At 70.4% G+C, this 23277-nt stretch carries 18 protein-coding genes and 1 pseudogene; 9 read left to right on the forward strand and 10 right to left on the reverse strand.

Annotated elements, in window-relative coordinates:
• The first annotated feature begins 114 nt into the window (after positions 1-114).
• From rpsA to ACTWQA_RS26680, 3 genes are all read left to right on the forward strand, one after another.
• On the forward strand, positions 115-1602 hold the full coding sequence (gene rpsA / locus ACTWQA_RS26670) for a 30S ribosomal protein S1 (RefSeq protein WP_443161811.1): 1488 nt from the start codon (positions 115-117) through the stop codon (positions 1600-1602).
• A 214-nt stretch (positions 1603-1816) separates the two neighbouring features.
• Positions 1817-2953, forward strand: coding sequence for an epoxide hydrolase family protein (locus tag ACTWQA_RS26675; protein ID WP_443161812.1), 1137 nt, complete (start codon positions 1817-1819; stop codon positions 2951-2953).
• Positions 2954-3037: 84 nt separating this feature from the next.
• Complete coding sequence (locus tag ACTWQA_RS26680) at positions 3038-3511, forward strand: GNAT family N-acetyltransferase (protein WP_443161900.1); 474 nt, start codon at positions 3038-3040, stop codon at positions 3509-3511.
• Between the two features lie 433 nt (positions 3512-3944).
• Here the strand turns inward: ACTWQA_RS26680 and ACTWQA_RS26685 are convergent.
• Positions 3945-4085, reverse strand: a pseudogene (locus tag ACTWQA_RS26685) (Clp protease N-terminal domain-containing protein); the annotation flags it as partial.
• A gap of 47 nt (positions 4086-4132) precedes the next feature.
• On the opposite strand from ACTWQA_RS26685, the gene coaE reads away from it, so the two are divergent.
• Together coaE and ACTWQA_RS26695 are read left to right on the forward strand one after the other, a co-directional pair.
• Complete coding sequence (gene coaE, locus ACTWQA_RS26690; RefSeq protein WP_305922061.1) at positions 4133-4735, forward strand: dephospho-CoA kinase; 603 nt, start codon at positions 4133-4135, stop codon at positions 4733-4735.
• 217 nt (positions 4736-4952) lie between these two features.
• Positions 4953-5504 carry an AAA family ATPase gene (locus tag ACTWQA_RS26695; protein WP_443161813.1) on the forward strand — a complete coding sequence of 184 codons (552 nt, stop codon included), beginning with the start codon at positions 4953-4955 and terminating at the stop codon, positions 5502-5504.
• Positions 5505-5512: 8 nt separating this feature from the next.
• On the opposite strand, the gene ACTWQA_RS26700 is transcribed toward ACTWQA_RS26695, so the two are convergent.
• Both ACTWQA_RS26700 and ACTWQA_RS26705 read right to left on the reverse strand, forming a co-directional pair.
• On the reverse strand, positions 5513-6235 hold the full coding sequence (locus ACTWQA_RS26700; RefSeq protein WP_443161814.1) for a hypothetical protein: 723 nt from the start codon (positions 6233-6235) through the stop codon (positions 5513-5515).
• 67 nt (positions 6236-6302) lie between these two features.
• Positions 6303-11873, reverse strand: coding sequence for a TIR domain-containing protein (locus ACTWQA_RS26705; RefSeq protein ID WP_443161815.1), 5571 nt, complete (start codon positions 11871-11873; stop codon positions 6303-6305).
• 58 nt (positions 11874-11931) lie between these two features.
• Here ACTWQA_RS26705 and ACTWQA_RS26710 point away from each other — a divergent pair, with 58 nt between their 5' ends.
• Positions 11932-13104, forward strand: coding sequence for an SLC13 family permease (locus ACTWQA_RS26710; protein WP_443161816.1), 1173 nt, complete (start codon positions 11932-11934; stop codon positions 13102-13104).
• Between the two features lie 4 nt (positions 13105-13108).
• On the opposite strand, the gene ACTWQA_RS26715 is transcribed toward ACTWQA_RS26710, so the two are convergent.
• The 4 genes from ACTWQA_RS26715 to ACTWQA_RS26730 form a co-directional block, all read right to left on the reverse strand.
• On the reverse strand, positions 13109-13351 hold the full coding sequence (locus ACTWQA_RS26715) for a hypothetical protein (protein WP_443161817.1): 243 nt from the start codon (positions 13349-13351) through the stop codon (positions 13109-13111).
• A 105-nt stretch (positions 13352-13456) separates the two neighbouring features.
• Positions 13457-14257 (reverse strand): inositol monophosphatase family protein, encoded by an 801-nt coding sequence (locus ACTWQA_RS26720; protein WP_443161818.1) that lies wholly within the window; start codon positions 14255-14257, stop codon positions 13457-13459.
• A gap of 10 nt (positions 14258-14267) precedes the next feature.
• Positions 14268-14891, reverse strand: coding sequence for a hypothetical protein (locus ACTWQA_RS26725; RefSeq protein ID WP_443161819.1), 624 nt, complete (start codon positions 14889-14891; stop codon positions 14268-14270).
• Between the two features lie 12 nt (positions 14892-14903).
• Positions 14904-15977: a hypothetical protein gene (locus tag ACTWQA_RS26730; protein WP_443161820.1), complete on the reverse strand. Its 1074-nt coding sequence runs from the start codon at positions 15975-15977 to the stop codon at positions 14904-14906.
• Between the two features lie 148 nt (positions 15978-16125).
• Between ACTWQA_RS26730 and ACTWQA_RS26735 the strand changes: the two genes are divergently transcribed.
• Complete coding sequence (locus ACTWQA_RS26735) at positions 16126-16911, forward strand: class I SAM-dependent methyltransferase (protein ID WP_443161821.1); 786 nt, start codon at positions 16126-16128, stop codon at positions 16909-16911.
• Here ACTWQA_RS26735 and ACTWQA_RS26740 read toward each other — a convergent pair.
• Genes ACTWQA_RS26740 through ACTWQA_RS26750 form a run of 3 tightly spaced genes read right to left on the reverse strand, consistent with a single transcriptional unit; the run spans position 16908 to position 20536 of the window.
• Positions 16908-17681 carry a sporulation protein gene (locus ACTWQA_RS26740; RefSeq protein WP_443161822.1) on the reverse strand — a complete coding sequence of 258 codons (774 nt, stop codon included), beginning with the start codon at positions 17679-17681 and terminating at the stop codon, positions 16908-16910. The genes ACTWQA_RS26735 and ACTWQA_RS26740 overlap by 4 nt on opposite strands.
• A 9-nt stretch (positions 17682-17690) precedes the next feature.
• Complete coding sequence (locus ACTWQA_RS26745) at positions 17691-18932, reverse strand: SPFH domain-containing protein (protein WP_327583079.1); 1242 nt, start codon at positions 18930-18932, stop codon at positions 17691-17693.
• Entirely contained in the window at positions 18932-20536 is a 1605-nt protein-coding gene (locus ACTWQA_RS26750; protein ID WP_327583078.1) for an SPFH domain-containing protein, read from the reverse strand. The genes ACTWQA_RS26745 and ACTWQA_RS26750 overlap by 1 nt, the downstream gene beginning before the upstream one ends.
• A 327-nt stretch (positions 20537-20863) precedes the next feature.
• Here ACTWQA_RS26750 and ACTWQA_RS26755 point away from each other — a divergent pair, with 327 nt between their 5' ends.
• Both ACTWQA_RS26755 and uvrB read left to right on the forward strand, forming a co-directional pair.
• Positions 20864-21097, forward strand: a complete 234-nt coding sequence (locus tag ACTWQA_RS26755) for a helix-turn-helix transcriptional regulator (protein WP_443161823.1) — start codon at positions 20864-20866, stop codon at positions 21095-21097.
• Between the two features lie 38 nt (positions 21098-21135).
• Positions 21136-23247 carry an excinuclease ABC subunit UvrB gene (uvrB, locus tag ACTWQA_RS26760; RefSeq protein WP_327583077.1) on the forward strand — a complete coding sequence of 704 codons (2112 nt, stop codon included), beginning with the start codon at positions 21136-21138 and terminating at the stop codon, positions 23245-23247.
• Positions 23248-23277: the final 30 nt, after the last annotated feature.

Below are 23277 nucleotides of genomic sequence, written 5' to 3' on the forward strand. Positions count from 1 at the left end.
AGCGGGCTCGCGCTCGGTCACGTCGATGTCGTAATTCCTCGGCTTGATGCGGAAGAGGGCCTGCCGCGCATCCGCCACATCGACATCCTGTCCGCGTTCGGAGCAATTCCACACATGACGTCCAGCACTGAGGCCACCTCGAGCACCCCGCAGGTAGCGGTCAACGACATCGGGTCCGAGGAAGCCTTCCTCGCCGCGATCGACGAGACCATCAAGTACTTCAACGACGGTGACATTGTTGAGGGCACCGTCGTCAAGGTCGATCGAGACGAGGTCCTTCTCGATATCGGCTACAAGACCGAGGGTGTCATCCCCTCGCGCGAGCTTTCGATCAAGCACGATGTCGATCCGGCTGACGTCGTGGAGGTCGGCGAACATGTCGAGGCCCTGGTTCTCCAGAAGGAGGACAAGGAGGGCCGGCTGATCCTGTCCAAGAAGCGCGCCCAATACGAGCGCGCCTGGGGCACGATCGAGAAGATCAAGGACGAGGACGGCATCGTCACCGGCACCGTCATCGAGGTCGTCAAGGGCGGCCTCATCCTCGACATCGGGCTGCGCGGCTTCCTGCCGGCCTCCCTGGTCGAGATGCGCCGGGTCCGCGACCTGCAGCCCTACGTCGGCCGCGAGCTCGAAGCCAAGATCATAGAGCTCGACAAGAACCGCAACAACGTGGTCCTGTCGCGCCGCGCCTGGCTCGAGCAGACGCAGTCCGAGGTTCGCCAGACGTTCCTCAACACCCTCCAGAAGGGTCAGGTCCGCAAGGGCGTCGTCTCCTCGATCGTCAACTTCGGCGCCTTCGTCGACCTCGGTGGGGTCGACGGCCTGGTCCACGTGTCCGAGCTGTCCTGGAAGCACATCGACCACCCGTCCGAGGTCGTCGAAGTCGGCCAGGAGGTCACGGTCGAGGTCCTCGACGTCGACATGGAGCGCGAGCGCGTCTCCCTGTCGCTCAAGGCCACCCAGGAAGACCCGTGGCAGCAGTTCGCCCGCACCCACCAGATCGGCCAGGTCGTGCCGGGCCGCGTCACCAAGCTGGTGCCGTTCGGCGCGTTCGTCCGGGTCGAGGAGGGCATCGAGGGCCTGGTCCACATCTCCGAGCTGGCCGAGCGCCACGTGGAGATCCCGGAGCAGGTCGTCCAGGTCGGCGACGAGATCTTCGTCAAGATCATCGACATCGACCTCGACCGCCGTCGCATCAGCCTCTCGCTGAAGCAGGCCAACGAAGGCGTGGGCACCGAGGTCGAGTTCGACCCGACGCTCTACGGCATGGCGGCCACCTACGACGACCAGGGCAACTACATCTACCCCGAGGGCTTCGACCCGGAGACCGGGGAGTGGCTCGAGGGCTTCGACAAGCAGCGCGAGGAGTGGGAGCGGCAGTACGCCGAGGCCCAGCAGCGCTTCGAGGCTCACAAGAAGCAGATCGAGGAGGCCCGCAAGGCCGAGGCCGAGGCGGGCGAGGCTGCTCCTTCGACCTACAGCGGCGAGACCCCGCCCCAGCAGGGCGGCGGCACCTCGTCGTCGGCTCCCGCCAGCGGCGCGCTCGCCTCTGACGAGGCGCTTGCGGCCCTGCGCGAGAAGCTCGCGGGCGGCCAGAGCTAAGGCCATCTAGCCCCTTCCTGAGGCCCCGCACGGTTCGCCGTGCGGGGCCTTTTGGCATGCTCGTCCGGCGACCGCGCTGGGCCTCATCCGCGTTGGGTGGCGGCGCTGGGCCGCTTGGCATGCGTCGGTGGCGGCGTAGGGGCACGTGGTGCGGCGGGCGATCACGCGGAAATGCGGAAGGAACCTTGCCGCTTTCGACCTTAACGTCGTACGCATGGATGAGATCAAGCGTTTCCGCATCGAGATCCCCCAGGCCGACCTGGAAGACCTGAAGGAACGACTGCGGCGGACCAGATGGGCCGGCCAGTTGCGGGGCGGCGGGTGGAGCCGGGGCGTGCCTGTGGAATATCTGCGCGAGCTGGCCGCGTACTGGGCCGAGGGATTCGACTGGCGGGCCCAGGAGGCCAGGCTGAACGCCTTCCCGCAGTTCACCACCGCGATCGACGGGCAGACGATCCACTTCCTGCACGTACGCTCCCCGGAGCCGCACGCGCTGCCGCTGATCGTCACGCACAGCTGGCCGAACTCCGTCGCCGAGTTGCTCGACGTCATCGGCCCGCTCACCGACCCCCGTGGCCACGGGCTCGACCCCGACATGGCCTTCCACGTGGTCGCGCCGTCGCTGCCCGGGTTCGCGTTCTCGCCGTTCCCTGAGGCCGCCGACGGGCGGCCGTGGAGCATCGAGCGGGTGGCACGCACGTGGGCCGAACTGATGCGCAGGCTCGGGTACGACCGGTACGGCGCGCACGGCAACGACGCCGGAGCGCTGGTGACGCCGCAACTGGCCGTACTGGACCATGAACACCTGGCCGGCGCGGTCATCACAGCCGGGCTCGGCATCCCCACCGGCGACCCCGCCGAGCTGGAGGGGGCAAGCGAGGAGGAGCTGGCCGAGCTCAAGGAGCTGGCCGAGCGGATGGCCGGCGGGAGCGGCTATGGGCCGTATCTCGCCGCCCGGCCGCAGACGCTGGCCTACGGGTTCGCGGACTCGCCGGTGGCGCAGCTGGCCTACCTGGTCGAGCGGTTCAAGGAGTTCGACGGGTGGGGATCGGAGGCCGAGCCCATCGATCGCGACCTGGTGCTGACGAACGCGAGCTTGTACTGGCTGACGGGGACCGGCGGCTCGTCGTCGTGGACGTATTACGAGGGCGCGGCCGGCATGCCGATCGACCAGACCGCGGTGCCGACCGGGGCGACCCATGGCGGCCCGGCGCTGCTGCGGCGGATCGCCGAGCGCAAGAACAACATCGTCTACTGGGGGGATTCTCATTCCCCCAGTCACATGGTGGCCATGGCGGCTCCGGACTCGCTGGTGGAGGGCATCCGGGCATTTTTCCGGATTATTAGGTAACCGAGGCGTGTCCGATCCTTCTGGCGGTTGACGCGGCCGACATGCCCGCCGCGGCCACGCCGAACGGATAGGGTGCTGGGCGTGATGATCGAACGGGCGGTGGCGGCGGACGCGGGGGAGATCCTCACCGTGCAGCGGGCGGCGTACGTGAGCGAGGCCCAGCTCTACGGCGACCCTTACATCCTGCCGCTCGTCGAGTCGCTGGAGCAGCTGCGGAAGGTCATCGAGACCGCCGTCGTGCTCAAGGCGCTCGACGCCGGCCGGATCGTCGGCGCCGTACGCGGGCAGCTGTCCGGCACCACCTGCGTGGTCGGCCGCCTCGTCGTCGCCCCCGACTGGCAGGGCCAAGGGCTGGGCACGGCCCTGCTGAGCGCGCTGCACGAAGAGCTGCCGGAGGCCACGGCGTTCGACCTGTTCACCGGGCACCTGTCGGAGGTCAATCTACGGCTCTACCGCCGCCTGGGCTATCGGGAGACGCACCGTGAGCGGATGGACGATCATCTGACGATGGTTCACCTGCGCAGGCCGCGGCCAGATCGATCCCCTCCTCAGCAATGATCATGGCGCGGCCCATGTCGTCGTCGACCCAGTTCCATCCCCACCGCCATTCCGAACCCGCCGGATGCTCGGCGTTGAGTCGGTCGAGCACCGGCTGGAGCCTGGACGCGGGCACGACGATCTGGTGCCGGCCCCGCCACGGCACGTACACGGGTGGGTCGATCGGCGGCACCCGCACGCCGTGCTCGCGCAGTGCCTCGACCACCCGTGCCGGGTCCAGGCCGAACATGTGGAGCGGCGTCGCCTCCCTGTTCTGCGCCTCGTACGCCAGCGCGAGCAGCCAGTGCTCGGGTGCCGGGCTCCGGTCCCCGGCGGCCAGCGCCAGGCCGGTGGCGATGCCGTACAGCTTGTGGAAGGCGGGGTTGGCGAAGCCGCCTGCCCCGTGTCCGGGCCTGGTGCGGCGGCGAGGCATGCACTCCAGCGCTCGCGCCCGGTCGAGCCCGGCCGCGGCGAGCACGCGGGCAGCGATCGAGTCGCCGGCCAGCAGGGCCAGCACGATGTGCGGCGGCCCCACCCAGTCGTCGCCGACCGCCGTGGCCTGATCGTGCGCCGCCCCTACGATCGTGGTCGTCATACGTCGATGATGACCCCGTATGCGACATTGGTGGATAGGCTTTACCGGTGTTGAAGATTGGCCTCACTGGCGGCATCGGCTCCGGTAAGAGCGAGGTGTCCAAGCGGCTCGCGGCCAGGGGCGCCGTCGTGATCGACGCCGACAAGATCGCGCGCGAGGTGGTCGAGCCCGGCACGGTCGGCCTGGCGCGGGTGGTGGCCGCGTTCGGGGAAGAGGTGCTCCGTCCCGACGGCTCGCTCAACCGGGAGAAGCTGGGGTCGATCGTCTTCGCCGACTCCGAGCGGCTGGCGGCGCTCAACGCGATCGTGCATCCGCTGGTGGGGGAGCGGGTGGCGCAGCTGCAGGGTGCGGCGGCCGATGACGCGATCGTCGTGTACGACGTGCCGCTGCTGGCCGAGAACAAGCTGGCCCCGATGTACGACGTGGTCATCGTGGTGGACGCGGCCGACGGCGTGCGGATCAGGCGGCTGGCCGAGCACCGGGGGATGGCGGAGTCCGACGCCAAGGCCCGCATCGCGGCGCAGGCGAGCCGGGAGGAGCGGCTGGCGGTCGCGGACATCGTGGTCCCGAACGAGGGCTCGCTGGAGGAGCTGGACATGCGGGTGAGCGAGGTGTGGGAGGACCTGCGCCGGCGCGCCGCCCGCGGCTGACCGGGTACCGTCTGCGATCCCTTTTGCGCGCCCCGACTGCGCCCCGACTGCGCCCCGACTGCGCCCCGACTGCGCCCCGACTGCGCCCCGACCGCGTGCCGACGCGCCCGGACGCTCGTGGAATCCACCGACAAGTCCCAGGTGATCTACCTGTCGCTGCCGCGTGCGCTCATGAGCAAGATCGTTCCGGTGTGATCAGAAAGGCGATCAGACGACGATGAAGCGCTACATCCTCACCGGCACCCCCGGTGCCGGCAAGACCACGATCCTGCGGTGTCTGGCGGCCCTCGGAAACGCGACGGTCGAGGAGGCGGCCACGGCGGTCATCGCGGACGAGCAGGCGCGCGGCGTCGCCGAGCCATGGACCCGGCCGTCCTTCATCGACGCGATCGTGGCCGTGCAACGACGGCGGCAGCTGCAGCCGATCACTTCCGAGTCGTGCGTGCAGTTCTTCGACCGCTCGCCCATCTGCACGCACGCCCTCAGCACCTTTGTCGGGCACTCGATCTCCTCGGCCCTGTCCACGGAGATCGAGAGGATCACGCGAGAGCAGATCTACGACCGGAATGTGTTCTTCGTCCGCAATCTCGGCTTCTGCGAGCCGACCGAGGCCCGCCGGATCAGCTTCGAAGACTCCCTGACGTTCGAACGCCTCCATGAGCAGACCTATCGCGCATTCGGCTACCGCCTCATCGACGTCCCCGCCGGGCCGCTACCCGACCGGGTGACCGCGATCCGTACCGTGATCTCCCAGCTCGCCGGCCTCTGAAGCGCGCCTCAGCCGGATGCGGTCCCATCGTCCAGCATTGCCTGGCCGGGCAGTTGCCCCGTGCGGCGCTGAGCGGCCGGGCCGGAAGGGGAGATCGGCGGTTCGGTGGCCGGGGTGGCCGACGGGGTCGTGGAGCTGCTCGCGACCACCTCGCCCGTGTGCCGGATCACGACCGGCTTCTTGGGGCGGACCGCTCGCGGGCGGATCGAGCGCGGCCGCGGTTCCCGGGTCCGCGTCGCACGGGCGCCCTGCGGCTGGACGGCGCCGGGATTGTCCGGGATGCCGGAGGTCGTGGCACCGGCCGAGTCCGGGGCGGCGGCTGGGGTGGAGGCCGGGGCGGCGAGGGCCGGGGTGCTGGAGATCCGGGTGCTCGCCTCGGGAGGGCCAGAGGTCGGGGCCGGGGTGGCGGCGGGACTGCGGCTCAGGGCCGCCGCGGGAGGCGTACTGCGATCAGCGGCCGGGGTGGGAACGCGGTCCAGCGTCGTCCTGAACCCGGGAATCCCGATCAGAACCCCTGCCACGACCAGATTGACCACGCCGACCAGCACGATCGCGATCTTGACGGCCCGCCTCGGGCCCGCTGAATCCCGCTCGCCGGCCACGACCGGCCAGGCCTCTGAGCCCGGCTCGGCGACGACCAATGAGCCGGGCTCGGAGTCCCGCTCGCCGGTCACGAGCGCGGCTTCCGGCAGGTAGGCATACGTGATCCCCTTCGCGATGCTCGACGGCACCGACACCTTATGGACATGGATCTTTCCACACCGCGCCGGGGGGCTCGTGCGTCTTTCGGCCGGCACGTCAGAAGGGTGAGTCGAGCGCGACCTGCCGCACCGTCGTCAGGTAGGGGTCCAGCTCGCCCAGCTCGAACCGCGACATCCCGATGACGTGCCAGAACTGCCCGGCCGGCGCCCCATGGATCTTGTAGCGGCCGTCGGGCGCCAGCGCCGCCCACCCCTCGGGCAGCCCGAGCAGCGTCGCCTGCCGCTCGCCCCCCGCCCAGAGGATCACCACGCCGTCGTCGCCCGCGCTGGCCAGCAGATCGGAGGCGGGGCTGAAGGCGACCGACCACACCCGCCGGGCGTGCCCGGCCAGCTCGTGCAGCCGCCGGCCGCTGGCGGTGTCCCACACCCGCACCATCAGATCGTCGCCGCCGGTGGCCAAGCGGTCGCCGGTGGCGTCGAACGCCACGCTCCACAGCCGCCCGTCGTGCCCGTCCAGCGTGTGCACCAGCCGCGGCTGCCACGGCTGGGCGGGCCGCAGCTCCCACACCATGGCCCGGCCGTCGTTGCCGGCGCTGGCCAGATGACGCCCGGTGGGGGAGAACGCCACCGCGTACACCCGGTCGGTGTGCCCCTCGAGGGTGGCCACCCGGCCGCCGGAGGCCACGTGCCAGATGCGGACGAGCTTGTCGTCGCAGCCGGTGGCCACGTACGCGCCGTCGGGGCTGAACGCGATCGAGCGCACTCGCCCGCGGTGGTCCATCAGGTTGACCGCCAGCCGCCCGGTCGGCCGGTTCCAGATCTTGACGCTGTCGTCGTCGTTGGCCGTGGCCAGCATGTCGCCGTCGGGGCTGAACGCCTCGGCCCAGACGTGATCGGTCTCGGCGTTGAGCTCGCGCGCGTAGTCGCCGGTGGTGGCGTTCCACAGGTGCACGCCGCCGTCGTTGCTGGAGGTGGCCAGCACCGGCTCGGAGGGGGAGAACACCGCGGAGATCAGCCGGTCGGAGGTGCCGGTGAACTCCCGCAGCCGCCGCCCCGTACGCGGCTCCCATACCCGCACGACGCCGTCGTTGCCGCTGGTCGCCAGCATCGAGCCGTCAGCGCTGAAGCGCACCGACGAGATCCGCCGCCCGTGCCCGCGCAGCACCCGCTGGCACTTGCCCGTGTCGGGGTCCCACAGCCGCACCGTGCCGTCGTTGCTGCTCGTGACCAACTGGCGCCCGTCGGGACGGTAGGCGAACGGCCAGACCGAACTCCGGTGGCCGGACAACTCCACCCGCTGCCCGCCGTCCACCGGCTGCAACCTGATGACGCCGCTGGAGTCGCCGCTCGCCACGGTGCGGCCGTCGGGGCTGAACGCCACGTGGTAGACGAACGCCGGATGCGTGGTGAGCACCCCGCGCGCCACGCCGCCCACCGGGTCCCACAGGCGCACGCTGCAGGCCGTGTCGCCGGAGGCCAGCAGGGAACCGTCGGGCGAGAACGCCACGCTGTAGATGCTGCCCTGGTGACCGCTCAGCGTGTGCAGCAGCTCCCACGTGGCGGTGTCCCACACCCTGAGCGCGCCCGCCTCGTCGCCGGTGACCAGCAGCCGCCCGCCGGGTCCTGCCACCACGCGGTAGACCTTGCCACGGTGGCCGTCGAGCGTGCGCGTCATCCGCCCGGAGGCCAAGTCCCAGACCCGCACCACGGCCGCGGTGTCGCCCGTCACCAGCGCCCCGTGGACGAACGCCGCCGCGTAGATCGGCGCCTCATGACCGTCCAGCTCGTGGACCAGCCGCCCGGTGGCGGTCTCCCACACCCGGACGACGCCGTCCCCGCCGCCGGCCGCCACCAGGTCGCCCGCCGGGCTCAGGCGCACCGGCCAGACGCCGTCGCCGTGGCCGGTCAGCGTGTGCCGCAGCTCGCCGGTGACGGCGTCACGCACCAGCACCAGGCCGTCGCCGGCGCCCGTGGCCAGCAGCTCGCCCGCGAACGTGACCGCATACACGCGGCCCCGATGCCCCTGCAGCGTGCGCACGGGTGCGCCGCCGGCGCACAGCAGCACGCTGCCGTCCTCGTTGCCGATCGCGATCATGTCGCCGTCGGGACTGTAGGCGATCGGCTCGGGCAGGCGGGTGGTCTGGAAGTGATAGCCGTACGGGACGCCGATCGCGGCCGGCGCGAACTCCACCTCCACCGGCTGCCCCGGCACCACTGCCGCGCCGGGCAGGTGCGGCAGCGTCCCGGTCACGTTGATCAGCGAGGCGCGGTGCCAGCGGGCGCCCTCGACGGCGGCGTCGCTCAGGTCCACCTGCGCCAGCCGCGCCCCCGTCAGGTCGGCGCCGGTCAGGTCGGCCCCGGTCAGCACGGCGCCGTCCAGCCGGGCCCCCACCAGCTTGGCGTCACGCAGGACGGCCCTGGACAGGTTCGTGCCCGCCAGCGTCGCCTCCGACAGGTCCGCGCCGGTCAGGTCGACCTCCCGCAGGTCCCTGGCCGACAGGTCCTCGCCTTTGAGGCTCGCGCCGCGCAGGTCGGCGCGGGCGGGCGTGCGCAACCTGGCCGCGATCTTGACGGCGTTGGCCCGGGACACGTCGTCGCCTGGCGGATCCGCCACCCACGCGCGCAGCACCCGCACGTCGGCCAGGTCGCACAGGAACTCCACCGTGAGCGCCGACAGCGGCCTTCGGGACAGCAGCGTGACGTCGTCCACGGCGATGTGCCGGGCGATCAGCCACTCCATGACCGAGGCGTGGATGAACCCGAACATGCCCTCCTCGGTCCGCACCAGCAGGCTGCCCGAGCCCATCGCGTGCGCGGCGTGCGCGGCCGACAACTGCCCGCCGGCCAGATCGGCCAGCGTCTCGCCGATCTCGGTCAGCTCGTCCACGCCCAGCAGCGACTCTCCGGTCTCCCACAGCCGCATCGCCAGCGCCGTCACCGCCCGCCGCAGCTCCTCGACGCTCAGCGCCGTGGCCGAGCCGGGCAGCCTGGCCCGCCGTTCCTCGAACGCCAGCCACGAGCCGAGGATCTCCTCATACAGCAGCGCGGGGCTGAGCGTGTGGCGGGCGCCGGCCACCGTACGCAGCCGGTCGGCGTCGAGGTCGGCGATGAAACTCAGCATGCGCGGGTTCTGCGCGAGCGCCAGCAGGTCCTTGATCTCGCCCATCAGCGACATGCGGGCCCTGGCCTCGGCGCCGTCCTCGAACCTGTTGTCCAGGTAGGAGCGGATCTGGTCGGGCGTGAAGTCCTCGACGCTGAGCACCCGCCGCTGCGGCAGCACCCCGACCATCTCGCCGAGCGAGGTCAGCACCTGGCTGTTGGACTTGAAGTGCTGGGTACGGCTGGCCACCACGATCTTCGCCTTGTCCTCGGCCGCCGACAGCAGCGTGGCCAGATGGTCGGCCGCCCGGTCGTAGGTCAGCCGGGTCACCAGCTCGTCGAACCCGTCGAACAGCAGCACGATCCGTCCCTGCCGCAGCAGATAGCGGAACGCCTTGAGATCGATGAACTCCTCGCCGTGGCCGGCCAGGTGCGCCGCCACCAGGGCGTCCACCGAATGCGCCTTGTCCAGGGCGCGCAGCTCGATGAGGATCGGCGTCAGGTGCGGCAGCTCGGCCGGGATGCGGCGGGCCAGCTCGCGCAGCGCGAACGTCTTGCCGTGCCCGAAGTCGCCGAGCAGCAGCAGGAACCGGCCGTGGTCGGTGGCCAGCAGGCGCATCAGCTCGTCGGTCAGCCCGTGCCGGACCTGGTTGCCGGGCCGGTCCAGCTCGCGGTAGCGCTGCGGCACGTACAGGTCCGGCGGGTAGCGGCGGTCGGTGGTCAGCCTGGCCGTCTGCTCGGTGACGTAGCCGGTCAGGTCGAGCAGGCCCTGGAACTCGGTGAAGCTGCGCAGCCGCACCCCCTTGCGCATGAGGTCGTCGCGGACCGCGCGCGGGGCCGGCGGACCCTGGTAGACCAGCTCGGCGGCCAGACCGGTGGCGTGCGCCTGCCGGGCGAAGGCGTCGGCCGCCTCCGCGGTCACCTCGCCGGCCTGCGCGCCGATCATCGTCTGACGGACGAACCCGTCCTCCGGGTGGGTGACCACGAGATGAGCGGCGAACCTGCGGATCTTGGCCCGCTCGTGCATGGCCTCGCAGACCTCGGTGATCCGGTCCAGCAGCAGCTCGACCGGGCTGGGCTCGCGCTCGTCGGGCTTGGGCCCGGGCGCCGGGGCGGGCGGGGCCTCGCCGGTGAACGTCGCCCGCGCGGCCCGCCACTTGTACGGCACGAGCTCGGGCTCGCGCTCGTCCGGCCGCCACGTGCGCAGCCCGTCCGGGGTGATCTCCACGACCTGGTGCCGCCCGGCTCGCGGCGCGGCGATCCGCCCGTCGGCGGCCTCCCGGGATCCGCCGTGCAAGAGCAGGTTGAGCCGGTGCGCGAGCAGCCGCTCGAACGTGGGCGCGTCCCGCAGCGCGCCCGGCGGGTGTCCGAGCCCGCCGAGCCGCAGCCAGGAGCTCTCCTCGTACGGCCGCAGCCGCTCGGCGAACCAGGCCGCCTGCGCCTCGCCCAGCAGCGCGTACGCATCCCGCTCCAGATGGCTCATCGCCATCGTCGAGTTGAGCCCCGCCACGACCACCTTCAGGTCGGGCACCTCGAACAACGTCCACGGCTGCCCGCCGTCGAACACCCGGTCGTCCAGCCCTTGGTACACCTCACCGAACAACCCGGCGAAATGCCGCCATTTGGGCCAGTAGGGCGGCTGCGGGCTCACGTCGTCGGCCTCGCACGTCATGAAGTAGGCGCTGGCCGCCGCCTTGGTGACGTCGCGCGGCCCCGGCAGCAGCACCAGCCGGTGCGGCTCCAGCCCGATCAGCAGCCGCAGGTCGGTCACGAACCGCGTCGCCTGCCCGAACTGCCCCAGGCTGCCGGACTCGGTCAGGTCGCCGCTGACGATCATCAGATCGGGGCGGGGCATGCCCCGGTCGTACATACCGGTCAGGTCCGCCCAGATCCGCGCCTGCATGTCCTCCGGCGTGAACGGGTCGCCGGGGTCGGGCAGCGCCCTGCCGAACCGCGGGCCGCCGATGTGTAGCACGCTGATCGACTCCCGCCCGCTGTCGGAGCTCGCCGCGGGCGGGAACTTGGGCGCGGTGACCGGCGCGCGGCGCGCCCTGGCCCGCTCTTCGCCGGGCGGCGGCAGCGTCGGCGCGGCCGCCGGCACGCCGGACCCGTCAGGGAACGCCGGCGCCGCCTCGGGCTTGGCCCGGCCCGCCAGCGCCTCCCTGACCCGGCCGAGCAGCAGCGCCCTGGCCTGCCCTGGGTCGGTGACGCCGAGCAGGTCGACCCAGGTGATCGTGGACAGCAGGCCCTCCAGCTGGACGTCCTCCAGCCGGATCGTGACGAGCTTGTTGGAGGGGTTGTCCGGGTCGGCCCGCAGCGCCGCCTGCCACTCCATCCGGCCGTACCGGGAGGTCAGGTAGTTACGCGAGAGAACCGCCACGACCAGCTGCGCCTCGGTGACCCCGCGGTCCATGAAGTCGATGAAGTTGGTGCCCGGCACGAAGTCCCAGGCCTGGATCATGGTCTTGTAGCCCGCCGCCTCGAGCTCCCACGCGATCCACGTCGCCCACGCCGTGTCGGCCGGGGAGTAGCTGACGAAGATCTCGGTCGGCCTGCCGTCACGTGCCATGTCGCTCAGTATCCCTTGCGCTGTAAGGGTTTTGGAGACGTTGTGCGATCATCGACGGGTGTGGCGGCGTTTTGGGGTGCTCGACTGGATCAGGATCGGGCTGCTCGTTCTGGGTGTGGTCTCGGTGCCGGTCGGGCTGCTGCCTTGGGAGGCCGCGGCTGAGAGCCTGGACGACATCGGCCCGCTGCTGATCTTCCTGGTCGCCATCATCGTGCTGGCCGAGCTCACCAAGGAGGCCCAGGTCTTCGACGCCATCGCGGCCAGGATGGCGGTGCTGGGCCGTGGCAATTACGCTGCGCTCTTTTTTCTTTGTGTCGCTTTCGCGTCTTTTGTCACGATATTTCTGAACTTGGACACCACGGCGGTGCTCCTCACCCCCGTCATGCTCGCCCTGGCGCCCAAGGCCCGCATCGCCGCCCTGCCCCTGGCCATGACCACGATCTGGCTGGCCAACACGGCGAGCCTGCTGCTGCCCGTCTCCAACCTGACGAATCTTCTCGGCATGGAGAAGATCGGCCTCGACGCCCAGCAGTTCGCCGCCCGCATGTGGGCGCCACAGATCGCCTCCATCGCGGTGACGATGGTGTTCCTGTGGGTGTTCTTCTGGCGCCGGGGCGAGCGGCGCGACCTGCGGTACACGCCGCCGGTGGTGGAGCCGGTCGCCGACCGGGTGCTGTTCGCGGCCGCCTCGGCCGGATGCCTGCTGTTCATCGTGATGCTGCTGCTCAAGGCGCATGTCGCGGTCGCCGCCACCACGGCCGCCGCGATCGTGGTGGGAGCCTTCCTGCTGCGCGCCCGCGAGCGTCTGACCTGGAGCCTTTTCCCGTGGCAGCTGGTGATCCTCGTGACCGGGCTGTTCCTGGTCGTGCCGATGCTGAGCAGGAACGGTCTGTCGGACCTGATGGCATGGATGGTCGGCGCCGGCGGTGATCCCTACCGCACGGCCGCCGTGGGCGCCGGGCTGTCCAACGTGATCAACAATCTGCCCGCCTACCAGGCGGTCGAGACCGTCATCCCGGCCGCCGAGCGGGACCGTCTGCTGTCCCTGCTGGTCGGCACCAACGTGGGGCCGGTCGTGACGCCGTGGGCGTCGCTGGCCACCCTGCTGTGGTTCGAGTCGTGCCGCCGCCACGGGGTCAAGGTGCCGATGCGCCGCTTCCTGCTCACCGGCGCAGGGCTGGCCGTCGTGGGGCTGGTCGCCACGGTGTGGGCGCTGGTCGCGTTCGGCTGAGCCGTCAGGCGGCGGCCAGGGCGTAGGCGCCGGCGACGGCGGTCAGCGCCCAGCGCATCCGCACCACGTACGTCTCGGGGTGGTCGCCGGCTTCCTGTGCCACGTACGCCGCGCACCACGCGGGGTCGCCGCCACACGCGCACAGCCGCTCGTCCACGGCCTCGCGGATCTGGCACGGGGACAACTCGTCGGACGGCTGCAGGATGGTCGTGAAGAGCACCTGCGCCAGCTCGGTCGTGGTCATCATGTCGGGCTCCTCTAGCGAAGTGCCGTTGTCCGGCTTCCTCTAAATAGACGTCGAACGGCGGAGGAACTCATCGACATTCGACACACATTATTCGCGTACTTTTCCTCACTGGACGAGTGCGAGGAGCCCGGGGATGGCACGCGGGTGTGCGGCGACGAAACTGCGCTGCTCGGCCGTGGTGTCGATGCACGCCTCGAACGGGCCGCCGTCCAGCGTCCTGATCTCGATGCCGGCCTCCTGGGCGAGCAGCGCGCCCGCCGGCAGGTCCACCAGCTCGGCCTGGTAGCCGACGATGCCGTCGATGTCGCCGCGTGCCAGCATCGCCCACGACAGCAGCGGCGCCCACAGCTGCAGCACCCTGCGCGCGTGGAGCTCCAGAGCCTGCTTCAGCGCGCGCACAGTCGCGTCGCCTCTGCTCACTCCGTGCCCCTGAGTCCAGGCCAGCAGCGGCCCGTGCGGGCGCGGCGCGTACGGCGGCGCCAGGCGCACCCCTTCCGAAGAGAGCGCGCCACGCCCCCTGACGGCCGACCACGTCTGGGCGGAGACCGGATCGTGCACCACGCCCAGCACCGGCAGCCCGTCCCGGCACAGCCCCACCCCCACCACGAACGCCGACAGCCCGATCGCCACGTTGTTGGTGCCGTCCAGTGGATCGACCAGCCACGTCCACTCGCCGCCCGCCGCGCCGACCAGCCCCGACTCCTCGGCGATCACCGCGTGCGAGGGATAGACGGTCAGGATGCGCTCCAGCAGCAGCTTCTCCGAGGCCAGGTCGAGATCGGTGACCACGTCGCCCGCCCCGCCCTTGGCGCGCACCCCGACCGCGCCGCGCGTGCCCGCAAGGAGCAGGGCCCCGGCGGCCTCGGCGGCTTCGACGGCGACCGTGCGAGCGTGGTCCAGGTCCATCAGGTGCCTCTCAGGTCAGGTGCGCGGTGATCAGTCGTACGGCCAGGGCCGTCTCGTCGCGGTCCAGCGGCTGCCTGGACACGTGGTGCGGCCCGGCGCCCAGCGGGCCGAGCGACAGGTCGCGGCTGCCGGGCCGGCCGCGGCCCAGCGCGATCGTGGCCGCCTCGCCGCCCTCGGGGACGACGCTGCTGTGGAAGCGGCCGGACGGCAGCGTGTAGGTGTCGCCGGGGCCGAACACCTCCACCAGGCCGGTCGCGTGCCGCACGGTGCGGCCGGTCGGCGAGATGCGGTCGCCGTCGGCCCCGCTGACGACCTCGAAGACCCGATGGGTGGCGTCCGCGCCGGCGTCGCTGACCACCGCGTGCACGTTGCGCATCTGCCCGTAGAGCACGTGACTCACCAGGTCCCAGCTGTGGCAGTGGATCTGTGAGGTCGTGCTCTCGGCGTGCGCGAGCGAGTCGGACCACAGGTGCAGGCATACCCCTTCGCCGCCGCGAGCTTCGTCCCGCTCCAGCGGCAGGCAGACGAAGCCGAGCGGGTGGCGCACCGCGGTCACCGGACCCGCCAGCACCTCAAGGGCCCACGACCGGGCCCGGCCCTCGCGTAACAGCCGATGCACTCCGTGGTAGCTCATGGCCCCCCGTACTTACGTGCCGTCTCGCCGGTGAGCCGCTGGATGCGCCTCACCATACGGATCCACCGCGCGCAACGCCTTGCGGGCGATGTCCACGACGTCATGGCCGTTGTAGGACTTGGGCAGGGGCATCCCGATGCGCTCGAACAACTCCTGCACCTCCTCGATGGTCGGCTCGTCGCTCAGCGGCGCCTTCTTGTACATCTCCAGGGGCACCCGCCGGGCCTGCTCGAAGCTGAGCCGCAACTCGGTGTCGCAGTTTTCGTAGTAGAACGTGCCCGCCAGCGCCGTCATCGCCATGTTCGGATCCTCGACCGTCATGATCAGGCGGGTGGTGGACAGGTCCCAGCGGAACGTCGTCATCGTCCGCGACAGGCCCACCGCGATGTCGAGCAGGCCGTAGCGCTGCCGATGCCAGAAGGCGGCCAGGATCGTCGCGTACGACTCCTTCCTGACCCGGTCGGTCGTCCACGTCTCGCCGGTGCCGTCGGGCACGTCGGACAACGAGCGGCGGTAGTGGGCGTATGCCTCGCACACCTCGGCGTCGGCCGGGTCGATCACCTCGATCCTGACCGTGAGGTGGCGCTTGTCCCTGCGCGCCGCCGCCACGCAGGCGGGGAGCGTGACCGCGCGCAGGTAGGTGCCGGTGCCGCCCTTGAAGCTCCACCTGACGGTGTCCTTGCGGGCCTCGGCGTGCGACTGGGCGATCTCCTGCCGGCTGCCCAGCACCCGGACCAGCTGCAGCGCGTCCAGGGCGCGGCGGGTGCTGTGGGCCAGCGTCTCGATCTGCTCCAGGCGGGCCAGCCGCACCGGCAGCTCGGCCAGGACGCCCGAGGTGATCGTCTTCTCGACGGGGGCCTGGCGGGCGCGGTCGCGCAGCAGCGCGGTGGCCACGAGCGCGAGCATGACCAGGGTCGCGGCGCTGACGAGATCGTCCTGGATCTTCTCGCCATCCTTGCCGAAGATCCGGTCGGGCATGATGCCGAGCACGCCGACCACGATGGCCAGGCCGAGCGCGATGGCGCCGTCGGCGTTGCGCGCCGCCCATGGGGCGACTCTTTTCACCGCCGCCGTGAACCGTGTCATCGTTCGCCCCGCCGTTCGACGATCAGTCAGTTCCCGAGGTTATGGTAACGACCGCGCCACGCGACCACCAGAGAACGATCATCTGGCGAAAGGTACCGGGGAATATTGCTTCGAGTCCGATCAGGGCCGCTCTGTAGGATTCCTGGGCATGATCGTGGATCCAGCCGTCCTCGGCTACTACGAACGCGGCGGTGAGCTGACCAGGTTGCGGCACGGCCGCAACCGGCTGGAGTTCCTGCGCACGCGTGATGTGCTCCTGCGCACGCTTCCGCCGGCGCCCGCCCGGGTGCTCGACGTGGGCGGCGGCACGGGCGTGCACGCCGAATGGCTGGCGGCGGAGGGGTATGTGGTCGAGCTGATCGACCCCGTGCCGCTGCACGTGCGGGAGGCCTCGGCGCTGCCCGGCGTGACAGCGCGCCTCGGCGACGCCCGCGACCTGCCGGTTCCTGACGGCGAGGCGGACGCGGCGCTGCTGCTCGGCCCGCTCTACCATCTGCCCGAGCGGGCCGACCGGGTCCGCGCCCTGTCAGAGGCCCGCCGCGCCGTGCGCCCCGGCGGGCTGGTCGTGGCGGCCTTCATCAGCCGCTACGCCGCCCTCCACGACAGCGTCTACCGCGGGTACCTCACGCGCGATGAGCACCGGGTGGCCGAGTACCACGCGCTCGAGACAGGCCTGATCATCTCTCCCCGGGAGATGGGGTTCCGCGGTTACCTCCACGAACCCGACGAGATCCTGGGCGAGTTCGCCGACGCCGGCCTGCCCGAGCCGCGCCGCTACGGCCTGGAGGGCGCGTTCTGGCTCTATGGCGACGTCGATGACTGGCTGGACGACGACGAGCGGCGCGAGCTGCTGCTCGACGCCGCCCGCCGCCTGGAGTCCGAGCCGTCCCTGCTGGGCGTCAGCGGCCACCTCCTGGCCGTCACGATCGTCTAAAACCACCCGCGGTGGCGGGCCATCTGCTCAAGGCCTCGCTGCAGGGCGGCGTCCGCCGAGTTAGGCGGGTCGTCGTAGCGGACCGTGAACCGGTTGTAGGCGTCGTGGCTGGAGGTCAGGAAGCCGCCCCGCTTGTCGGCCTCCAGGATGACGTCCATCTGCCGCGGCCCGGCGATGAACGTCAGCTCCAGCTCGTTGAAGTAGCGCCGCCACTGCCCGCCGGCGTAGTACTCGATCTCCTGGAAGAACGGCATCGTCGAGCCGTACAACGTGCCGCGCTCCAGGTCGGCCTTCTTGAACTGGAAGCCCAGCCGGTCGAGCGCGCCGATCACGTGCTCCTGAGCCGGCAGCGGGCTGACGAACAGCGGGTCGAGGTCGCCCTTGTCGAGCGCGCCCGCCAGCGCCAGCTCCGTCTGCACGCCCAGCTTCATCCCGTGCAGCGGGTGACCGGCGATCGCGCTGATCGGCGTCTCCCACGGCATCATGACCTCGAACGGCTGCTGGTGCTGCGCGCCCTTGGCGAGCTGGAACGTCCCCGCGACCTGCTGGCGCAGGAAGCTGTAGGTCGTCTTGTACTCGCTGTCGCCCGACTCGATCTCGACCACCGCGGTCAGGTCGATGTAGATGCCCTCGACCTTGTATTCGGAGTTGCCGCCGCGGAAGTGCACGACGCCGCGCAGCGGCTCGCCGGGGCGCACGCCCGTGTTGGTCAACACCGTGTCAACCTCGACGCCCGCGCCGAACGCGGCCATCAACTTGCGGAACACCATGGGGTTCTCCTATGCGGAAGGTGTGTGGCCGTTCACTTGGCCGGTTCCTGTGCCCGAGATGCGGGGGAGCAACTGGGCCAGGAGGAGGGTGGAGAGCGCGGAGTCCGCCTGCCCCTGCTGGGTGCGTACGACCAGCGCCTGGGGTGCGTTCTCCGCCAGTTTGGCGCCCACGTCGAGGCGCTTACGGGCCAGCTCGTACTGCAGCACGGCCCGGTTGTCCCGGTACGACTCGGCCAGCCGGCGCAGCGCCTTGGCCTCGTTCTCGGCGGAGGTCAGGTCGGCCCTGCCCCGCGCCTCGATCTCCCACGTCACCCGCTGCGCCTCGGTCTCCTGCTCCTCCAGCATGCGCGCCACGTTCTTGCGCGCGTTGTTGTGGGCGGCCTTGACCTCGACGACGCGGGCGTCACGGGTCTTCTTGGAGCGCTCGATCTCCATCAGCAGAGTGTCGATGCGGCGCTTGCGGGTCAGCTCCCACTCGCGCTCGTAGGCCGACAGCTCCTTGGCGACCTTCTCGCGGGTGGCCAGGTGCTGCTGGTACTGGTCCGGCAGCTGCACGTCGGGGATGTTCGCGCCGGTGATGCGCACGCCGTAGCGGCCGAGCTGACGGTTGAGCGCGTCCTGCATGTCGCCGACGTCGGAGCCGCGCAGGTCGTACGCGCGCTCGGTGTTGACCCTGCGGCTGCGCTGCCTGATCGCGTCCTGCACCGCGCTGGACAGCACCAGGTCGAAGTTGCCCGCGCCGATCGTGCGCACGAACGCGACCGGGTCCACGATGCGGAACTTCAGAAAGAACTCGATCGACTTCAGCGGCACGTTCTCGGCCGTCGGGCAGGCCACGATCGGCGCCGAGTACGGGATCTCCGTCGAGGTGTCCACGACCGCGTCCACCCGGTCCCACGGCAGCCACAGGTAGTGGCGGCCCGGCGGGAGCGTGCTGGTGATGGCGCCCCAGCGGCTGCGTACGCCGGTGGTGCCCTCCTCGATCTCGATGATCGCCTTGCGCCACATGGTGACCGCCGCCAGCAGCAGCAGGGCCAGCGCCACCAGCGCCGCGATGATCGTGAAGTCGGTCAGCGCCGCCATGCCGGCGAAGTAGATCGCCAGGAACACCAGCGACATCCACGCGAAGCCGCGCCGGTCCTTGGGGATCACGACGGGCACGAGCTGCCCCTGCTCGCCGCCGCGCAGCAGCTGGCGGATCTCACCCCAGGAGGCGAGTGACTCCTTGATCTTCGAGAACTCGCGGCTCATCAGATCTCCCCCTTGCCGGGCAGCAGGCGTTGGACGGTGCGCTCCAGGTCCGCGTCCGGCTCCGGCGGGGCCTGGGGCTCGCTCACGTCGGCGGCGGCCTTCTTGAGCAGGGCGGCGATCTCGGACTCGCGGCTCTCCACACGGGCGCCGATCTCGTCGAGCCTGCCGCGGATGGCGGCCATGTCCTCGGCCGAGAACAACGCCGTGCCCTTGCCGCCCACGAGCTGCTGGGCCAGGGCCAGGAAGTCGATGTCGGTCTGCTCGCCGACCTGCACCACCTGAGGCAGCCTGGTGGCGACCGACTCGAGCTTGTTGAGCAGGTCCTGCTGGAAGCGGTAGTCGAGGATCTCGGGCGCCTCGGCGGCCGACAGCGCCCTGATGTCCAGCGCCTGCGCCTCCAGGAGCGCGGCATTGGCGTTGGCCGTGGACTCGGCCTCGACCAGGCGCTGCCTGGCCTGTGCCTTGGCCTGGTGGCTGGCGCGTTCGAGCGCGGTGTCCATGCGGGCCTGGTAACCGGCGATCTCCGCCTGGATGGCGCTCAGCGTCTCCTGCAGCCCGGCCAGCTCCTTGATCAGGTCGCCCTCGTTCTGCTCCTTGCGCAGCTGGAGCTCGTACTCGTAGGTGTAGGCCTCCTTGGCGACCCTGACCATCTCGGGGGCGGCCAGGTCCATGCGGTATTCCTGGCTGGACGGCTCGGCGTGGGTGATGTTCACGTCGGTGAGCCGTACGGCGGGCAGGAACTGCTGGTTGAGGCTCTCCAGCATGCCGAGTGTGCTCTCGCCCACCAGGTCGTAGATCTCCTCGGCTCGCTGGGCGTAGATGAGGGAGCGGGTGACCTCGCTGATGGCGTTCTGCAGCTTGGACTGGAAGCCGCTGACCGAGCCGAGCACGAAGATGAACTCCGCCGGGTTCTCGATCCTGAACTGCAGGAACAGGTCAACGCTCGCCTTGACGCCCTGCTGGGTCGGGGCCTCGCTGATCGGCGCGTTGAACGGGTACTCGCGCGTGGTGTTGACGATGTAGCTGACCCGCTTCCACGGGTTGAACAGCGTCACCCGGCCCGGGTCCGCGATGTGCACCAGCTTGCCGAACTGCGTGATCAGCGCCTTGCAGCCCTCGGGCACCATCACCACGCTGCGCCGCCACCACAGGAACACGGCGGCCAGGACCAGCACCACCCAGTAGTGCGGCCCGAAGATCAGATCGGTGTTCGGGATGACGTTGCCGAGCGCGCCGATGAGGCCGAGCACCACCAGGATGCCCAGCGGCACGATCACCTTCGCGGTGCTGCCCTTGGGGATCACCACGGGCGAGATGACGTGCATGCCGTTCTCGGCGAAGCTGCGGTTGACGATCTCCCCGGCCTCGGTCAGCGACGCCGTCCTGGCCTCGATGAGCGTGCCGACGGAGGCGCCCCCGTCACGCGCGGCGGCGAAGTCGTGCGGGTTCAGCGCGAAGCCGCGGCCCTGGCCGGCCAGTTGCCCCGCCTGGTCGACGACCTGTCCCACGGCCTGGCCCATCGCCTGTCGCACATCACCTCCTTGGGCGACCGCTTGGGCTATGCCCTGACCTGCCTGGATCAGTGCCTCTCTGGGTCGTGACATGGAACCTTCCTTTTCCGCTACAGGCGAATCCGACCGTATCGGGTGTGACTTGCTGTTCGCTTGCAATGTCCTGTCACAGGTCTATTGCGCTTCGTAGTAGGTGTGCTATCTATGGAGTTCCGGAAGGCTTCCGCGCGCCCTCGGCGGGCCGCGTGTGGGTGCTCGGCACCGAGCCGGTCCGCGCCGACGAGCGCCGGCGGGCCAGGATGGGCGTGGTGCTGCAGTCGTGGTGCGACCACGCAGGATGGCCCGGCGGTAGTCGGGCTCGCTGATGGAGGCGCGGCGCCACTGGGCACTCCAGCGGATCGGCTGAGAAGATACGCGGTGATGAGCGAGACCGTCTACAACCGCATCGCGCTGCTGCGCGCGGAGCGAAACGTGACCCGCAGGCAGCTGTCCGATGCCTTGGGCGTGCACTACCAGACCGTCGGTTACCTGGAACGGGGGGAGTACAGCCCGAGCCTTTACCTGGCGCTGAAGATCGCCGAATACTTCGAGGTGCCCGTCGAGGTCGTCTTCTCCACCACCCCGTTCCCCCGGATCGGGGAGCGGACGGCCTGAGAGCCGATTCTGTCAGCCGCGCCGCCTACAGTGACAACATGCGACCGGTCACAGATTTGCAGCGGAAGGTGGCGCCGTTCGAGGTCGTCACCGAGATGACTCCCTCTGGCGACCAGCCCACGGCCATCGCCGAGCTGGAGCGCCGCGTCAAGGCCGGGGAGAAGGACAACGTCCTGCTCGGCGCCACCGGCACCGGCAAGACGGCCACGATCGCCTGGCTGATCGAGCGGCTGCAGCGGCCCGCGCTGGTCATGCAGCCCAACAAGACGCTCGCCGCCCAGTTCGCCAACGAGCTGCGGGAGATGTTGCCCAACAACGCGGTGGAATATTTCGTCTCCTACTACGACTACTACCAGCCCGAGGCGTACGTCCCGCAGAGCGACACCTATATCGAGAAGGACTCCTCGATCAACGACGAGGTCGAGCGGCTGCGCCACTCGGCCACCAACTCGCTGCTCACCCGCAGGGACACGATCGTGGTCGCCTCCGTGTCCTGCATCTACGGCCTGGGCACGCCGCAGGAATACGTCGACCGGATGGCCCGGCTGCGCGTCGGCATGGACGTCGACCGCGACCAGCTGCTGCGCCGCCTGGTCGACATGCAGTACACGCGCAACGACCTCGCCTTCACTCGGGGCACGTTCCGGGTGCGCGGCGACACGATCGAGATCATCCCGAAATACGAGGAGCTCGCCGTGCGCATCGAGATGTTCGGCGACGAGATCGAGAAGCTGTCGACCATGCACCCGCTGACCGGCGAGGTCATCACCGAGGACGAGGAGCTCTACATCTTCCCCGCCTCCCACTACGTCGCCGGCGAGGCGCGCATGGCGGCCGCGGTCACGGGCATCGAGGCGGAGCTAGCCGAGCGGCTGTCGGAGCTGGAGCGGCAGGGCAAGCTGCTGGAGGCGCAGCGGCTGCGGATGCGGACCACCTACGACATCGAGATGATGCGGCAGATCGGCACCTGCTCCGGCATCGAAAACTACTCGCGCCACATGGACGGGCGCGAGCCCGGCAGCGCGCCCAACACGCTGCTCGACTACTTCCCCGAGGACTTCGTGCTGGTCCTGGACGAGTCGCACCAGACGGTGCCGCAGATCGGCGCCATGTACGAAGGCGACGCCTCCCGTAAGCGCACGCTGGTCGAGCACGGGTTCCGGCTGCCGTCGGCGCTCGACAACCGGCCGCTGAAGTGGGAGGAGTTCCTGGAGCGCATCGGCCAGACCGTCTACCTGTCGGCCACGCCGGGACCCTACGAGCTGGGGCGGGCCAAGGGCGAGGTCGTCGAGCAGGTCATCCGCCCGACCGGCCTGGTCGACCCCGAGATCGTCGTCAAGCCCACCAAGGGGCAGATCGACGACCTGGTCCACGAGATCCGCGACCGCGCGGACCGCGACGAGCGCGTGCTGGTCACCACGCTGACGAAGAAGATGTCCGAGGATTTGACCGACTACCTCCTGGAGCTCGGCATCCGGGTCCGCTACCTGCACAGCGAGGTCGACACGCTGCGGCGCATCGAGCTGCTGCGCGAGCTGCGCACCGGCGAGTTCGACGTGCTCGTCGGCATCAACCTGCTGCGCGAGGGCCTCGACCTGCCCGAGGTGTCGCTGGTGGCGATCCTGGACGCCGACAAGGAGGGCTTCCTGCGCTCCGAGACGTCCCTGATCCAGACCATCGGCCGCGCCGCCCGTAACGTGTCGGGCCAGGTTCACATGTACGCCGACAAGGTCACCCCGTCGATGGAGCGGGCGATCGACGAGACCAACCGGCGGCGGGCCAAGCAGATCGCCTACAACCAGGCCAACGGCATCGACCCGCAGCCGCTGCGCAAGAAGATCGCCGACATCCTGGACTCGCTGCAGCGCGAGGACGCCGACACCGACAAGCTCCTGGGCGGCGGCGGCCGTCAGCAGTCGCGCGGCAAGGCGCCCACGCCGGGGTTCGCGTCGCGGCCGGTCGGGCAGCACGCCAAGGCCATCGCCGGGGAGATGCCGCGGGCGCAGATGGAGTCGTTGATCGAGTCGCTGACCGAGCAGATGCACCAGTCCGCGGCCGACCTGCAGTTCGAGGTGGCCGCCCGGTTGCGCGACGAGATCAAGGAGCTCAAGCGCGAGCTCAGGGACATGCGCGAGGCCGGAGTGCAGTAGGGGCTCCTGGCCTGGGGAAACGTGCTCAGG

This window comes from Nonomuraea sp. 10N515B (assembly GCF_052245915.1).
Classification (GTDB): Bacteria; Actinomycetota; Actinomycetes; order Streptosporangiales; family Streptosporangiaceae; genus Nonomuraea.

What these genes read in the sequence shown, in the direction of transcription:
- rpsA (WP_443161811.1), top strand. Translation starts at nt 115, where the DNA reads ATGACGTCCAGCACTGAGGCCACCTCGAGCACCCCGCAGGTAGCGGTC.
- ACTWQA_RS26695 (WP_443161813.1), top strand. Translation starts at nt 4,953, where the DNA reads ATGAAGCGCTACATCCTCACCGGCACCCCCGGTGCCGGCAAGACCACG.
- ACTWQA_RS26720 (WP_443161818.1), bottom strand. Translation starts at nt 14,257, where the DNA reads ATGGACCTGGACCACGCTCGCACGGTCGCCGTCGAAGCCGCCGAGGCC.
- ACTWQA_RS26745 (WP_327583079.1), bottom strand. Translation starts at nt 18,932, where the DNA reads ATGAGCCGCGAGTTCTCGAAGATCAAGGAGTCACTCGCCTCCTGGGGT.
- ACTWQA_RS26740 (WP_443161822.1), bottom strand. Translation starts at nt 17,681, where the DNA reads ATGGTGTTCCGCAAGTTGATGGCCGCGTTCGGCGCGGGCGTCGAGGTT.
- ACTWQA_RS26735 (WP_443161821.1), top strand. Translation starts at nt 16,126, where the DNA reads ATGATCGTGGATCCAGCCGTCCTCGGCTACTACGAACGCGGCGGTGAG.
- ACTWQA_RS26680 (WP_443161900.1), top strand. Translation starts at nt 3,038, where the DNA reads ATGATCGAACGGGCGGTGGCGGCGGACGCGGGGGAGATCCTCACCGTG.
- ACTWQA_RS26715 (WP_443161817.1), bottom strand. Translation starts at nt 13,351, where the DNA reads ATGATGACCACGACCGAGCTGGCGCAGGTGCTCTTCACGACCATCCTG.
- ACTWQA_RS26675 (WP_443161812.1), top strand. Translation starts at nt 1,817, where the DNA reads ATGGATGAGATCAAGCGTTTCCGCATCGAGATCCCCCAGGCCGACCTG.
- ACTWQA_RS26705 (WP_443161815.1), bottom strand. Translation starts at nt 11,873, where the DNA reads ATGGCACGTGACGGCAGGCCGACCGAGATCTTCGTCAGCTACTCCCCG.
- ACTWQA_RS26730 (WP_443161820.1), bottom strand. Translation starts at nt 15,977, where the DNA reads ATGACACGGTTCACGGCGGCGGTGAAAAGAGTCGCCCCATGGGCGGCG.
- ACTWQA_RS26755 (WP_443161823.1), top strand. Translation starts at nt 20,864, where the DNA reads ATGAGCGAGACCGTCTACAACCGCATCGCGCTGCTGCGCGCGGAGCGA.
- ACTWQA_RS26750 (WP_327583078.1), bottom strand. Translation starts at nt 20,536, where the DNA reads ATGTCACGACCCAGAGAGGCACTGATCCAGGCAGGTCAGGGCATAGCC.
- ACTWQA_RS26725 (WP_443161819.1), bottom strand. Translation starts at nt 14,891, where the DNA reads ATGAGCTACCACGGAGTGCATCGGCTGTTACGCGAGGGCCGGGCCCGG.
- uvrB (WP_327583077.1), top strand. Translation starts at nt 21,136, where the DNA reads ATGCGACCGGTCACAGATTTGCAGCGGAAGGTGGCGCCGTTCGAGGTC.